The 13,625-nt window shown below is 68.2% G+C and carries 12 protein-coding genes and 1 pseudogene; 3 read left to right on the forward strand and 10 right to left on the reverse strand.

Going from position 1 to position 13,625, the window contains the following annotated elements:
• Positions 1–30 precede the first annotated feature (30 nt).
• Positions 31–1,272: an NRAMP family divalent metal transporter gene (locus tag ME121_RS09610; protein WP_053621161.1), complete on the reverse strand. Its 1,242-nt coding sequence runs from the start codon at positions 1,270–1,272 to the stop codon at positions 31–33.
• Positions 1,273–1,352: 80 nt separating this feature from the next.
• On the opposite strand from ME121_RS09610, the gene ME121_RS09615 reads away from it, so the two are divergent.
• Positions 1,353–1,568, forward strand: coding sequence for a hypothetical protein (locus ME121_RS09615; RefSeq protein WP_012318997.1), 216 nt, complete (start codon positions 1,353–1,355; stop codon positions 1,566–1,568).
• An 18-nt stretch (positions 1,569–1,586) separates the two neighbouring features.
• Here the strand turns inward: ME121_RS09615 and ME121_RS09620 are convergent, their stop codons facing one another.
• Entirely contained in the window at positions 1,587–2,036 is a 450-nt protein-coding gene (locus ME121_RS09620; protein ID WP_012318998.1) for a hypothetical protein, read from the reverse strand.
• 249 nt (positions 2,037–2,285) lie between these two features.
• On the opposite strand from ME121_RS09620, the gene lexA reads away from it, so the two are divergent.
• Positions 2,286–3,014 carry a transcriptional repressor LexA gene (lexA, locus tag ME121_RS09625; RefSeq protein ID WP_012318999.1) on the forward strand — a complete coding sequence of 243 codons (729 nt, stop codon included), beginning with the start codon at positions 2,286–2,288 and terminating at the stop codon, positions 3,012–3,014.
• Here the strand turns inward: lexA and ME121_RS09630 are convergent.
• A pseudogene (locus ME121_RS09630) lies at positions 3,008–4,432 on the reverse strand (ComEC/Rec2 family competence protein); the annotation flags it as partial. The gene lexA and the pseudogene ME121_RS09630 overlap by 7 nt on opposite strands.
• 11 nt (positions 4,433–4,443) lie before the next feature.
• Between ME121_RS09630 and ME121_RS09635 the strand changes: the two are divergent.
• Positions 4,444–6,264 (forward strand): recombinase family protein, encoded by a 1,821-nt coding sequence (locus tag ME121_RS09635; RefSeq protein ID WP_210199723.1) that lies wholly within the window; start codon positions 4,444–4,446, stop codon positions 6,262–6,264.
• A gap of 144 nt (positions 6,265–6,408) precedes the next feature.
• On the opposite strand, the gene ME121_RS09640 is transcribed toward ME121_RS09635, so the two are convergent.
• From ME121_RS09640 to ME121_RS09665, 7 genes are all read right to left on the reverse strand, one after another.
• Positions 6,409–8,265, reverse strand: coding sequence for a tyrosine-type recombinase/integrase (locus tag ME121_RS09640; RefSeq protein WP_059408734.1), 1,857 nt, complete (start codon positions 8,263–8,265; stop codon positions 6,409–6,411).
• Positions 8,262–8,714, reverse strand: coding sequence for a MerR family transcriptional regulator (locus ME121_RS33490; RefSeq protein WP_179239987.1), 453 nt, complete (start codon positions 8,712–8,714; stop codon positions 8,262–8,264). The genes ME121_RS09640 and ME121_RS33490 overlap by 4 nt, the downstream gene beginning before the upstream one ends.
• A 206-nt stretch (positions 8,715–8,920) precedes the next feature.
• Positions 8,921–9,151, reverse strand: a complete 231-nt coding sequence (locus ME121_RS09645) for a hypothetical protein (RefSeq protein WP_059408735.1) — start codon at positions 9,149–9,151, stop codon at positions 8,921–8,923.
• A complete protein-coding gene (locus ME121_RS09650; RefSeq protein ID WP_143739267.1) occupies positions 9,144–11,144 on the reverse strand; it encodes an AAA family ATPase in 2,001 nt (666 codons plus the stop codon). The genes ME121_RS09645 and ME121_RS09650 overlap by 8 nt, the downstream gene beginning before the upstream one ends.
• Before the next feature lie 205 nt (positions 11,145–11,349).
• Positions 11,350–11,634, reverse strand: a complete 285-nt coding sequence (locus ME121_RS09655; protein WP_143739266.1) for a hypothetical protein — start codon at positions 11,632–11,634, stop codon at positions 11,350–11,352.
• Positions 11,635–11,917: 283 nt separating this feature from the next.
• The gene (locus ME121_RS09660) at positions 11,918–12,724 is read right to left on the reverse strand and encodes a metallophosphoesterase (protein ID WP_059408738.1); all 807 of its coding nucleotides are present in this window, start codon (positions 12,722–12,724) and stop codon (positions 11,918–11,920) included.
• Positions 12,721–13,278 (reverse strand): metallophosphoesterase, encoded by a 558-nt coding sequence (locus ME121_RS09665; RefSeq protein WP_059408739.1) that lies wholly within the window; start codon positions 13,276–13,278, stop codon positions 12,721–12,723. Before ME121_RS09665 ends, ME121_RS09660 begins: the two co-directional genes overlap by 4 nt.
• Positions 13,279–13,625 lie beyond the last annotated feature (347 nt).

Here is a 13,625-nt window from a genome sequence, read left to right on the forward strand (position 1 = left end):
GACATCATCGGGGGCCCTGCGTCAATCGCGTCAGAGCAGGCCCACCCCGTCCAGGACGCCGACCATCGCGAAGGCGACGGTGAGGCCCGACACCGTGTAGACCAGCCACTTGTAGGCGCCCGCCACGCGCTGTCCCTCGGGCAGGGCCCGGGTGGCCAGGAGAATCAGCAGGCCGAGCGCCAGGGGAAGGAGCAGCGCGTTCATCACCTCCACGGCGATGTTGAGCGCCACGAGGTTCGGCACGAGCTGCACGGCGCCCGCCCCCGCCGCGACGGCGAGCGCGAAGGCGCCGTAGAAGGCCGGCGCCTCCCGGGGGGACTGCTCCAGGGAGTGGGGCCGGCCGGTCACGTCGCCGAACCCCCAGGCCAGCGCCAGGGCCACGACGTTGAGCGCCACGAAGGCCGCCGCGACGATGCCCACCCCGAACACCACCTGTCCGAGCCACGGCCCGAGGGCCGGCGTGAAGGCGCCCGCGAGGTCGCCGACGGTCTCCAGCCCCTTCGCGCTGCCCTGCCCGGCCTTGCCGATCGTGGCGGCGGCGGCGACGAGGATCGCGCCCATCACGCATTGCGAGATCACCGCGCCCACGAGCGTGTCGAGCCGCGAGCGCCGCGCGTGCTCCCAGCCCAGGCCCTTATCGACGATCGCCGACTGCTGGTAGAAGATCATCCACGGCATGATCACCGCGCCGATATTGGCGGCGATCAGCACCCGGAACTGACCGTCGCCCAGCGGCATGTGCCCGAAGGAGGCGACGATCTCGGACACGTTCGGCCGCGCCGCGGCGGCGAGCCCGACGAAGACCAGCTCGAACAGTCCGACCACGATCGCCACGACCTCCACGCGCCGGTAGCTCCCGGTGAGGACGAGCCCGAGGAGCAGGCAGGCCGGCAGGCCGAGGCTCACGAGCCGCGGCACCCCGAACAGGTCCCCGATGCCGGCGATGCCGGAGAATTCCGTGACGATGGCGCCGAGGCCGGCGACCACGAGGCCGCCGTACGAGATCCAGGCCCAGACCGGCCCGTACCGCTCCCGGATCAGCGCGCCGTGGCCGCGCCCGGTGGCGGTCCCGAGCCGCACCGTCAGCTCCTGGACGACGTACAGGATCGGCACCAGCAGGATCTGCAGGAGCAGCAGCGCGTAGCCCCAGCGCGCCCCGCTCTGGGCCGCCGTGATGAGGCTTCCGACATCGGTATCGGCCAGCATCACCACGAGTCCGGGGCCCGCGGCCTTGAGGTAAGCGGACAGGCGAGGCAGGGAAGCGCTGGGCACGGCTCGGGAACAGTCCCGCGCACGGGCGGTTCCGGCGGGCGCCTGCGGCGTTTTCCCGGGGCAGGCGGGAGGAGCGTGAGATGGCGGAGAGCACGGATCGGGGCTCCGGCTGGAGCCTGCAGGCGAGCGCCGTGCCCGACGGGGTGCGCCTGGAACTCGCCCTCGCCGACCTCGGCGGCGCGCCGGTGACCGCCGCGATCGTGCTCGACCGGGCCGAGGCCCGGGCCTTCGCCCGCGCCCTGCTCGCCGCCGCCGGGGACGCGGCTGAGCGGACCTTCCCGAAGCCGGGCGCCTGACGGCGCGCCGCCGGCCGGTCAGCGCACCCCGAGGCCGGGGTTGCGGCCCGGCAGGCGGGGGACCACCGTGCCGCGCTTCTCGATCGGCGCGTCGCACGCGTAGGCGAACTCGGTCTTCAGCGGATCGAACACGGTCTCGCCGGTGATCCGGCAATCCTCGCGCACGGTCTCGTCGAGATAGGCCCGGGCGGCGGTGCGGAAGCGCTTCACCCGGGTGGCGTCCGGCTCCGGATCGATCCGGACCTCGCTCAGATTGCAGCCGGTGTACTCGCGCAGGGCGTTGGAGACGATCAGCATCCGGCGCAGCTGCCGGTTGTCGTAGACCTCGTAGGGCTCCTTGCAGCCGATCGTCACGACCTGGGGGGTGAGCGCCACGTAGTTCCGCGAGATGTAGGAGAACCCGGTGGTGCAGCCGGCGAGGCCGAGGGCGGCGAGGCCGAGGGGCAGCAGAGCCGCGGGTCGTCGCATCCTCGTCATTCCAAGAGGGTCCCAGCCCGCGCCCCGGATCCGCCGCCTGCCCGGCGGGGCACCGCGGTGCATTGAAACGGCTCCGCTTGCGCCGTCAATGCGTTTCTCCGCCTTGTCCCGCGGGCGCGCCGCAGCGCGCCGAGCGTGGCGGTGCCGCTCTTGCGGAACACTTGCGGAACGTTTAACCTGTTCGTGATTTGTTTCGGAGACCGTCACGTGGCGGTCCGCCAAGCCGCGAGTCCCCCGTCGATGCTCACGCGCAAGCAGCTGGACCTCCTGCGATTCATCCAGAGCCGGATGCAGGAATGCGGCGTCCCGCCGTCGTTCGACGAGATGAAGGATGCCCTCGACCTCAAGTCGAAATCCGGCATCCACCGGCTGATCACGGCGCTGGAGGAGCGCGGCTTTCTCCGGCGCCTGCCGAATCGGGCGCGCGCCATCGAGGTGATCCGCATCCCCGAGAGCCTGACGCAGGCCGCGCCGGCGCCCCAGACCCCCGCCGAGCCGCGCCGCTTCACGCCGAGCGTGGTCGAGGGCGGCAAGTCCAAGCAGCCGCCGGCCCCGGCGAGCACGCGGATGATCGACGAGTCCGGCCGGGCCATCTCGATCCCCGTCATGGGCCGGATCGCGGCCGGTACGCCCGTCTCGGCGATCCAGAACCAGAGCCACGCCATCACCCTGTCGCCGGACTTCGTGGCCGGCGGCGAGCACTACGCCCTCGAGGTGCGCGGCGACTCGATGGTCGAGGCCGGGATCCTGGACGGCGACCTCGTGGTCATCCGCAAGCAGGACACCGCCAATACCGGCGACATCATCGTGGCGCTGATCGACGACGAGGAGGCGACGCTCAAGCGCCTGCGCCGCCGCGGCTCCTCGATCGCCCTGGAGGCCGCCAACCCGGCCTACGAGACCCGCGTGCTCGGGCCCGACCGGGTCCGGATCCAGGGCCGCCTCGTCAGCCTCGTCCGCCGCTACTGAAGCGGCTCGGCCGGCGCGTCGCCGGGAGCGAGGTCTCCGCCCGGCGCGGCGGCCCCGTCCTCCGCGGCGCGGTCGCCCGGCTCCGCGGTGACCGGCCGCGGCGGTCCCGGATCGCGTCCCGGATCGCGTCCCGGGGCCGGCCGCCAGGGCACGGCGCGCCCGTCGTCCCGGGCGAAGCGCGCGGCGAAGCCGTCGCCGTCGGTCCGGAGGGCCACGGCGCCGCGGGCGGCGAGGACTTGCCGATCGATCACCAGGGGGCCCGTGCAGGTCGGCGGCGCCGCGAGGAAGGTGATCAGCACCGCGGCGCGGGCGCAATCCTCCGGGAAGGCCCGCCTGTCCCGGACGAGGGCGACCGCCCGCCCGTCCGGCAGCCGGGCGGTGCAGCCGAGCCGGTCGCAGCGCCCGCTGCCCGACCGGACGATGAGCGCCGCGGGCCGCCGCCCGTCACCGTCCGCCTTCAGCCACTGCTCGAGGACGAAGCCGGAGGGGCTTCCGAGGGCCGCGAGCCGCCCGTCCGGACCCCGCACCGCCGCTCCCGCGCCCTGCCGGTCGACGTAGAGGTCGTAGCGGTCGGGCCGGGCCGCGAGGACGAGGCCGAGCAGGACCGGCGGCACGGCGAGCCAGCGCAGGCGGGAGGCCGGCAGCGTCGCCAGCAGCAGGCCCGCGGTCAGCAGGGTCAGCGCTGCGGCGCCGAAGGCCGGCAGCACCAGGCTCGCCCGCTCGAACCCGGCGATCCAGTCCGAGATCGCCAGCATGCCGGCCACCGCCTGCCCCATCAGCCACCAGACCGGCCGGTCGAGGGCGAAGGGATAGGCGAGGCAGCCGATTACCGCGGCGGGCATCACCGCCAGGGAGACGAGCGGCAGGGTCAGGGCGTTGCCGACGAGGCCGAAGGGCTGAACCGTCTGGAAGTGGTAGGTGGCGAAGGGCGCGGTCGCGACCTGCGCCACAAGGGTCGTGGCCAGGGTCCCGGTGATCGCCGAGAGGCCGGTGCCGACGAGGCGGCCGATCCGCCCGGCCCCGGGGCGCACGAACAGCCGCCCGTCGATCAGCCGGGCGCAGGCGATCAGCCCGGCCACGGCGCCGAAGGACATCTGGAAGCTCGGGCCGAGCAGGCCCTCCGGCTCCCGGGCGAGCGCGATCAGCGCCGCGAGGGCGAGGTTGCGCATCGACAGGGCCGGCCGGTCCACCAGGATCGCGCCCAGCATGATCAGGGTCATGATCAGCGAGCGCTCGGCCGCGATGTCCCAGCCCGAGAAGGCGCAGTAGGCGGTGACGCCGACCATGGCGAAGCCGGCCGCGATCTTCTTGATCGGCCAGAGGAGCGCGCAGAGCGGCACCGCGGCGAGGACCGCCCGCACCAGCCAGAACACCACGCCGGCGGCCAGCACCATGTGGAGGCCCGAGATCGACACGACAATCTTGCGTGTTGACCGGCTTGGAGATTACGAACGAGGAGAACGGATCACCGGGCGCCGCGATGGAAAATGAGTTTTCGCCGGGTGGAAAACCCGCGCCCGCAACGGCCTATTCCTACCTGCGTCTCAGCTCGAAGCGCCAGGCCAACACCGAGGACAGCAAGACCTACAGGGACGGCTTCCGGAGGCAGATCGCATTGCGCGACGAGTACCTCGCCAGGAACCCGCACCTGACGCTCGACACCCGCCTTGTGCTGCACGACATCGGCGTCTCGGGATACACCGGCGCGAACGTCGCGCGCGGCGGGGGCGGGAAGCTCGCTGCCTTCCTGGCCGAGGTCGAGGCCGGTCGCATCGCCCGCGGGAGCCACCTCCTGGTCGAAAGCCTGGACCGCATGAGCCGGCAACAGGTTGGGCGCGCTCAAGCCGTGCTCCTCTCACTGGTGAACAGCGGCATTGTGGTGGTCTCCCTGACCGACGGCCAGGTCTACCGGGAAAGCCGCGACGCCTCCCAGTTCATCATGTCGATCATGAGCCTGACTCGGGCGCACGAGGAATCCGTCGTCAAGGCGACGCGCCTGCGCCAGACGTGGGAGCGGAAGCGACAGGTCGCCTTGGAGCGTCCGATCTCGGGCCGGTGCCCGGCGTGGCTCAAGGTCGTCGACGGCACGTTCGTCGCTGACGACGACCGCGTCGAGGTCGTCAGGGAGATCCTGGGTCACTTGGCCGACGGGATCGGGCGAGACCGTATCGCCCGCATCCTCAATGCGAGGGGGGAGAAGCCCTGGGGTCACGGCACCCAATGGCACGGCGGGACAGTGCAGAAGCTGACCGACAATCGAGCCCTGATCGGCGAGTTCCAGCCGCACAAGCTGGTTTACGAGGAGCGCAAGGGCGTCATGGTCGCCAAGCGCGTGCCGGTGGGCGATCCAATTCCCGGCTACTTTCCCCGCGTCGTCGACGACGAGTTGTGGACGCGGGCCAGGGCGGTGGCGGTGAAGCGCAGGCTCGGGAAGGCCCCCAACGCCGGCGGCCGGCAGGGCACTTACGTCACCAACCTGTTCGGCGAGGTCGCGGCCTGCCGAAGTTGCGGTAAGAGGATGACATACCGCGACCGCGGGCCTCGATCATTCGCCGTGCTTCGCTGCTCCGGGGAGCGCGCAGGGACCTGCACCAACAGTTATCGCTTCCCCTACCAAGACAACGAGAACGCCATCCTGTCCTGGCTGATAAAAGTCGATTTTTCCGGCAAGGCGCCCGGAGAGGCCGCCAGGCTGGATGAGGAGATGAGGCGCACGATCGCCAAGCGCGACGAGATGCAGTCTCGGGGCGAAGCCATTGTCCGAGACGTCGGCGTATCCAGTCGGTTCGCCAAGGCGCCCCTGGCCGAGATCGAGGCCGAGCTGAACGTATTGGAGGTGCGGATCTCGGAATTGGGCGCGCAGGCGCTCGCCCTGAAGGCCTCCGGCGGCGCCGAGGAACGCCGTATGGCTGTGGCCCACCTGATCGAACTCCATCAGGACAAGGCACCCGTGGAGCAGATCTTCGCCGCGCGGTGGCGCATCCGACAGATCATCCGTGAGACCGTCGCGGAGATGTGGTGCCATCCGGAAGGGTACATCGATATCCTCACGATTGACGGAGAGATCCACCTCTTCCGCGACGGGTATTGGTGGTGCGCGGAAGAGGAACTATGGGTGCCCTGGGCAGGGGCCGCGTTCGGCGGCGGGTACTGGGCGACCAAAAAGGAGCTTGCGCGCCGTCGGGTATGGCTGGAGGAAGCGTACAGGATCCGCGAGGCTAAGTTGGGCAGCAAGGAAGAAAGTGCTTAAAGTATTTACTTGCCTCCTCGGCCGGCCTACCGAATTGCCAGGCTTCGATATTCTTCCCGACGAATTCGGCTGCCGTCGGTGGAGTTGAATTCGCTTGAGAGAAATATTTACGTAGCGATGTCGCGAAACTATCCGGTCAACACATCAAATTCCAGGCTTAGACCCTCTTGATTTGAGGAGGCAAGCCCGACGTCTCTCATCGACAATCGAGCCATAGAGGCGGTCGATTAGATCGTCGGTTGCCTCATGGACGTAATCGATTTGAATACCATGATTGGCGAATACGACAATTCTTTTGGCATTTTTCCTAAAAAGTTCCTGAGCGTAAGTTACATGGCCGCACGATTCCATCGATTTGAAATCGAATATTATTTGATCTATGCGCCGTATATATTCTTGAGAAATGTCTGCTAGTCGGTTGGAACAAACAAAAGTTTCCCAGCTCTTGGCATCAAGGCGGTAGAAATGCACATCCGTCGGCTGCCCGAGTTCGGAAGACATTTCGGAATGCTCAGTAGCACTGTGTGTGGCTCTGTGATGCAACGTCTTCAGCATCAGCCCCGTAGAATGACTCATCAACGAACGCGCTGGTTCGGAATTTTCGAGTCTACCCAGTAACTTGCTTGAAAGCGGGTATGTCGCCTGCACACAACCGACGTCAAACGTCCATATTGAAGGCGTGAATGTCGACGTCGCCTGGTAAGCCATTGAAAGGTAAGAGGATATGGCCGTTGTCTCGACCTTCTCTGGGAACTTTCCGGGACGGCGCCTCCCGGGCGCTCGTCCGGTCCTGGCCTTAAACGCTGCAACCATCGCATCCGAGTATGCGGTGCCTGCCTCCATGGCGCGGCCCGTCTCGGCGGTCGTCATGAAGGCGTATGCCTCCTCGGTCTGGCGGTAGTTCGCGTGCTTGAGTGTGTGCTGTGCATGTCCCAGGCTCCCGGTCGCCCGGTAGACGAACGAGCCCCGGCTTCGCCGCAGGTCGTGGATAGTCAGATCCTTGATGCCGAGGCGATCACAGAGCGCGCGGTAACTTCTAGTGTACGACGACACGGTCATCGGGTAGCGCCGGCCCTCGATGTATTGGGTTCCGTTCTTCGATTGAAAGAAGGTGCGACGGGCGACGAAGGTGAAGACGGCCGTATCGTGCTTTCCCTCTTGCGCTCGAAGGATTTCGGCGATCCGGTCGGTGATGTTCACCTCCCGGACTTGTCTTACCTGGCCCTTCAGCTTTCGCTTGCCCCGCGAACGGGCCTTGTTTCGAAACCTGATGACGCCGGCTTCAAGGTCGACTTGATCCCACGTCAAAAGAGCCGTCGACCGCTTCCGGATCGCGCTTTCAAGGCTGAACTCGATGCAATTCCATAGATCCTCGTCGGCTTCCGCCTCGATGCTCGTCAATTCGCGGGCCGAAATCAACCGGGTTCTTTGCTCGGTCTCCTGCAGGTGCTTCGACCATGTCGGTGCATCGGGAAGCGGGATCTTCAGATCGTCGCGAACGTGGTTCAGGACGGCTTGGACCTGATGGATGTATGTGTTGATCGTGCGAGGTGCGATGGTATCCTTGGTCGGATCGTCGAACCGGCGCTTCGCCCTGAGCGCCTTGCAGAGGTTCTTCAGCGTGTCGTCGTCGATGGCGAGTACCGAAGTACGCTCGCCGATCTGGTCGGTAAGCCAGTCGAAGCGCGTCTCTGCGGCGGTCGCGGATCCTGCGGCCCAGTTTTGCCGGAGGATCTCGACGAAATAGCTGTCCAGGGCGGCGAGCCATGTGATGTTGCGTAGACGGCCGACCTGCCCCGTCCGGTCGCAGGCTCGACGGTGCTCGCGCGCCGCTTCCTCTTGCAATTCGGCCGCGACTGCTGCCGCTTCCGTCTCGTCCGTGCGCTCGGTCGAACCGTAATGGCGTTCGCCGCCGATACGGAAATCGTACTGCCAAAAGGGACTAGAAGCGCTCTTGTAGATCCACCTGGGGCTTTGCCGCTTGGTACCGCGCTTGGTCATCGGCGATCCTCCGTCTTGGCCCGTCTCGCGGCTCGACGAGCGGCGTATCCGTCCGGTGCCAACGAGCTTTCCTGCAATGCAGTGGGCAGACGCATCTTCCGCGGCAATGGCTTGTTTGGATTTGGCGAAACCTCTCGGGCCCTCACGAAGTTTTCGAGGCCTGTATCGGTAACTCGAAGATCGCGGCGGGTCGCGCCGCGACCCACGTTGATGGCGGCGAGAGTGCCGTCCTGAATGTGGCCAAGGACCTGATTGACGGAAATGCCGAGCGTCTCTGCGATTTCCGGCACGGTGAAAGCCCGGGTCACGAAGAACGCGTATGGCGCATCGAGATCCATGAAATAGCCTTCCGAATACCCGGCATCCCGTCTTGGGAGGGGGGGAGCTTCCGTAGCCCGCGCCCATCCAAACAGGCCATGCACCGTCAAGCCGTGCATCATCGTCGACATGACTAGCTCCAACCAAAAAAGCATGCCCCGCAAGAGAGAGCAAGGCACAAAGTCGTTATGCAATAATAAGTTAGCCGTTATTTGGTTTGTAGAATCTTGCTCGCCCACGAATTTAGTCAAGGCTTGACATGTCGACTTGGAGAGCTGGTCCACCCGTGGAACGGATGGAGTGCGGCGTGCCTCTCGAAGTTCGACCCCGGCGGGCCTCAGCCTGAACCTTCGCTGGATGGCGCGGTGGGAAACAAGACGACGTTTCCCTCCTGCTTGGCCGGCCTTCGTCGGTAGGCCCGCTCAATGGCTAACTCCAATCCCTGGTCGATCTTGATCATGATCGCGCCAACCATGTCGCGGAAGGTAGCCGGTTCAAGGTCGCGCCGGGCCCGGACGAGGCCGACGACGACCTCGGCGACGGCGGCATCCATGCGTTCCTCATCCATGCGCGCCTCCCACGTCCGCGAGGCGGGTGTCTACTGGGATTTCTGGAAGCTCCGGCGACCCGATCACGGCCCGGACCTCGGCGCCCGATAGGATGCGGGAACGGACGAGGCGGCGGGCCAAGGCTTCGACGACCGCCTCGTTATCCCTGATCAGCGCCTGCGCGGTTTCGTACAGCCGCCGCAGGTCTGCCTCGACGATGGCCATGAGGCCTGGGTTTCTCTCGACGAGCGCCGTGATTTCCGACGGAGGCCCCCTGTACGCCAGGGTGCCCCCGAGGCCGTACGAACCGTGCTTGCAAGCGACGAGGTGGGTGGCCACGGCGAGGTCGCTGCCGGTCCCGCCCGCGGCCCCGGAGGTCGGCGCGCCCCAATGCTCGTCGGCGGCCCGCCCGCAGAGGACCGATACGACCAGGGCGTCGATCTCGTCTCCGGTCATGGTCTCGACGGCGCGCAGCCGGGCGTTGGTCCGCCCCGCGAAGCGCCCGCGCCCTACGATGGAGACGGCCTCGACGGTTCCGACCGCTAAAATCTCGGTTCCGAGGCAGTGAGCCGATTCATGACGGGCGACCGCTAGTTGTGCGGCTGGCGAGCGGGTCTCCGGCGGGGCGATGCGAGCGACGAGGTCGGGCAGGGACATCGGTCGGCGTTCGGACAGGGCGGCATCCCGCGCTCCCCGGACCCAGGAGGCGATCTCCGCGCCGGTGGAGCCCAGGCCGACGACGGCGAGCGGCGCGAGGTCGGCGCCGGGGAGGTCGTCACCCAGGTGCTGCCGGAGGATGCCGGCGACGGCGGCTTGGTCGGGCATGTGGATCGGGATGACCCTGTTCAGGCGCCCGGGGCGGATGAGCGCCTCGTCGAGGCGCTCGGGGAAATTGGTCGCCCCGACGACGACCAGCCGAGAAGTGTCCCCTGATGTCGCCGAGTCCAGCTTGGTGAGGATGTGCGAGGTCAGGGCGATCCAATACTCGGCATGACGGCTGTCGATCCTCGACCTATTCGGGATCGCGTCGATCTCATCCAGGAAAAGAACCGCAGGGCTGAGGGATGCGGCCTGCGCGAACACCGCGTCGATGGCCTTGAGCACTTGGTCGAGGTAGCCGCCGGACGTGAACCAGGCCGCGACGCTGGTGGCGACGAGCGGCATGCCCAGGGTCTTGGCGAGCGAGCGGACGTAGCTTGACTTTCCGACGCCGGCCGGGCCGGAAAACACGGCGCACTTCTCAGGTAAGTCGGAAAAATTTCTTCTATCGTTTCTCCATTCCTCGACCGCGGCGGCGAGACGTAGCCCCCAATCGGCGGCTTCCCCGTAGCCGTGGGTTTCGGACAGGACCGGGACGTCGTTCAGCGCGACGTCCCCACGCAGCTTGGCCTGGGAGGCCGCGACGAGCCTGCGGACGCAGTCGGACGGTCGGCTGCCGCGGCGCAGGCAGGCCGTCACCTCGTCGAAGGTCAGCCCGCGGGCGGCGCCCTGGGGGACTCGGCGTGGGCGCATGCCGGTGACGAGCTCGATGGCGGCGCGCAGGACCCACGGCCCCGGCGGCGGCAGGTCGATCCGGATGTCCTGAGTGGCGACGAGGGAGGCGGGAAGGAGGCGGTCGGGGTCGTGCGAGACGCCCAGGACGTTCCGGCCGGCCCCGAGGACGACGGCGGCCTCGTCCGAGCCGGTCTCGGGCTTCTCGGACGCCTTGCCGCCCTTGCGCCTGAAGGTGACGCCCCAGGACCCGACCCGGGTCAGGGCGGCGGCGACGGGGTCGACCCAGTCGGGGCCGGGCACGCCGACGATCATAGCGGTGCCGGTGTCCCGTGCGATCCGTGCGCGGTCGCGGGCGGTCAGGGAGCCCTGTACGAGCGACATCGCCAGGATCAATCGGGGGGCGGGCTCGGCGGGGTCGTGGCCCGGACGCGGGTCGGTCGCGGTGAACTCGTCGAGCGACGCCATGTCGTCGTAGGCGTCGGGCTGGGACTTGGGGACGTGCTTGAGGGACTTCTTCACGGCGGCCTCCTTCACGAGGCGGCCGGGCGCTCTCAGGCGCGGTGGCGGACCTCGGGGATGCGAAGTTCTAGGGGCGTGGGGACGCGCCGGACCCTTCCGGGTCGCGCGACGGCCGCGCCGCGTGAGGGCGGCGAGCCGGGCCGGGGTATCGGCGGCGGGCGATGGCTCATGCTGGTCTCTCCCGGGCGGGATGGCGGACGGAGGATCAGTCGGCGACGTCGAAGGTGTCCGGGTCGCCGGTGCGTCGGGCCTGGGCGGTGACCCGGACGTCGCCGGGGCGCGGACCGGTCCGTTCTGACAGGGTGCGGGCGCGGCGCTCGCCTTCTTCGAGGGCGACCCGGCCCAGTGCGACGAGTGTGGCGCGCACGGCGGTTTCGAGCCCGGACTGGCCGCACGCTTCGTAGATCCCTGCCAAGCGCTTGAAGACGAGGCCGATCTGGCTGTCCAAATTTTGAGGCAGGAGAGGTTCGGCGGAGGTGTGGATATTCATGGCGACCTCATGCGCGGGCCGCCGGTGGTATGCCCGGTCAGGCCCAGCGGAACGCGTGGACGGGATTTGCGGCGCCGCCCGGGGGCAGCGGACGGGCGTCCGGTATGAGGCCGTCGAGAGGGGGCACGGAGGGCTCCGGGATGCGGGCGGTGACCCGTGATCACCCGTGAACATAAAGTGTACAAAACCCCGGTCGTCAACGCCGCCGGCGCCAGTTTTGGCGGTCCATCCGCACTCCGCCGCAATCGTCATGTGGATCCCCAGGCCGGTACCCGTTGCAGCCCTATGCGATGGCGATTTCAACGACGAGGCTGGGCACGAAGCCGGTCGGCTCGTCGACGTGGCCGCGGGCGTTGCAGACGATACGGGTGTATCCGATCCGATAATCGGAGCGTCGATGGACGTGGCCGTGCACCCAAAGGTTCGGCCCGCGCTCCTCGATCATCGCCGTCAGGTCGGAGGCGTCGCACCACGCGAGGTGGGCGTGCCGGTCCGGCAGGCTGTCCGGATGCGGGGCGTGGTGGGTCACCACCACGGTCGGCCCGTCGTGCGGGCGGGCGAGCTCGGCGTCGAGGAAGGCGCGGGTCGCGCGGTGCATGGCGAGGATCTCCTCGGGCTCGATCCGGTCGCGCGAGCGCGGCCCTGTGCGGATTCGACGGTAGTCGACCATGCCGTCGCGGCCCTGGGCGGTACGGGAGGCGTGCGCCAGCGAGAAGGAGCCGAGCCGGAAGTCGGTCCAGAGCGTGCCGCCCAGGAACCGGGTGCCGCCGACCACCGCCGCTTCGTCGAGCAGGAGGTGGATGCCGAGCGCGGCCGCACGGTCGCGTCCGCGCTCTAGTTGGTCGTGGATCGTGTAGCGCTCATCGCCGCGGTCCCACCAAAAGTCGTGGTTTCCCGGGACGTAGACGACCGGCACTCCGGGCAGGCGTTCGCCGAACCAATCGAGGGCCCGCATCAGCGGCATATGCACGTCGCCCGCGACGACGGCCACGTCGAAGCCGTCCGGCGGCGCGTGCGCGGCCGGGTCCCAGGCGTTCCCCATCCAGTCTTGGTGCAGGTCGCTGAAGACCCAGAGCTTACGCGCGGTCATCGCCCATCCCCATAGGCTTGGGCGTTCTCGGCCAAGCGAAGGCGGATCTCGGCGAGGGTGACCGGACGGAAGCCGAAGCAATCGACGCCGACGTCGGTGCTGGCGGCGGTCCCCGGCAAGGTGCCGTGGGAATGCCCGTAGAGGTGGATGTCGCCGCGGTGCATGCGCGGCCAGACACGGCAGGCGTAGTGGAACATGAACACCCCGACCGGCGCGCCCGTCTCGGGATCGGGCACCACGGTCCGGGCGACGTCCACGACGGGCCCGTCCCACGGCAGGCGGGCGCCGACCTTGTCGTGGTTGCCGCGCACGAGGAACTTGCGCCCGTTGAGGCGGCGGAAGATCGCCTGGGCGCGCTCCTCGGGGCAACGGTAGCAGAAATCGCCGAGGTGCCAGACGGTGTCCTCCGGCCGCACGGCCGCGTTCCAGTTGGCGATCAGCGTCTCGTCGTGTTCTTCGATGGAGGCGAACGGTCGGCGGACCGCCATCCGCTCGTCGAGGATGGCGCGGTGGTGGAAATGGTGGTCGCTCGACCACAGGGTTCTGGGTGACATGGGAGCCTCGCGGGATGCGGAGGCTCGGCACGCGGCGGCACTCCGGCGTCAGTCGGTCGGATGCGGGCTCGCGGGTATCATGACCGTTCTCCTGGGCTGCGTCGACCGTGTCGCGACCGTCCCGCCGGCGCAAGCCCGGGACGCGGGGATCCACAGGACCCGCGTTGCCGGGGCGCTGCCGCAGGCCGTTCAGGCCCCCGGCCCGGGGCGCGGAAACACGACTCGTCATCGAGGTACCGGGTAGCGCTACCCGATACCCCGGCGCCCGATGGATGCGGCTGGTTCGTTGCTCAATCGATGCCCGGGTTCAGGGAGGTCCGGTATATCGAAGATTACCCCGAGGAGCC

This window comes from Methylobacterium sp. ME121 (genome assembly GCF_000974725.1).
Taxonomy (GTDB): Bacteria; Pseudomonadota; Alphaproteobacteria; order Rhizobiales; family Beijerinckiaceae; genus Methylobacterium; species Methylobacterium radiotolerans.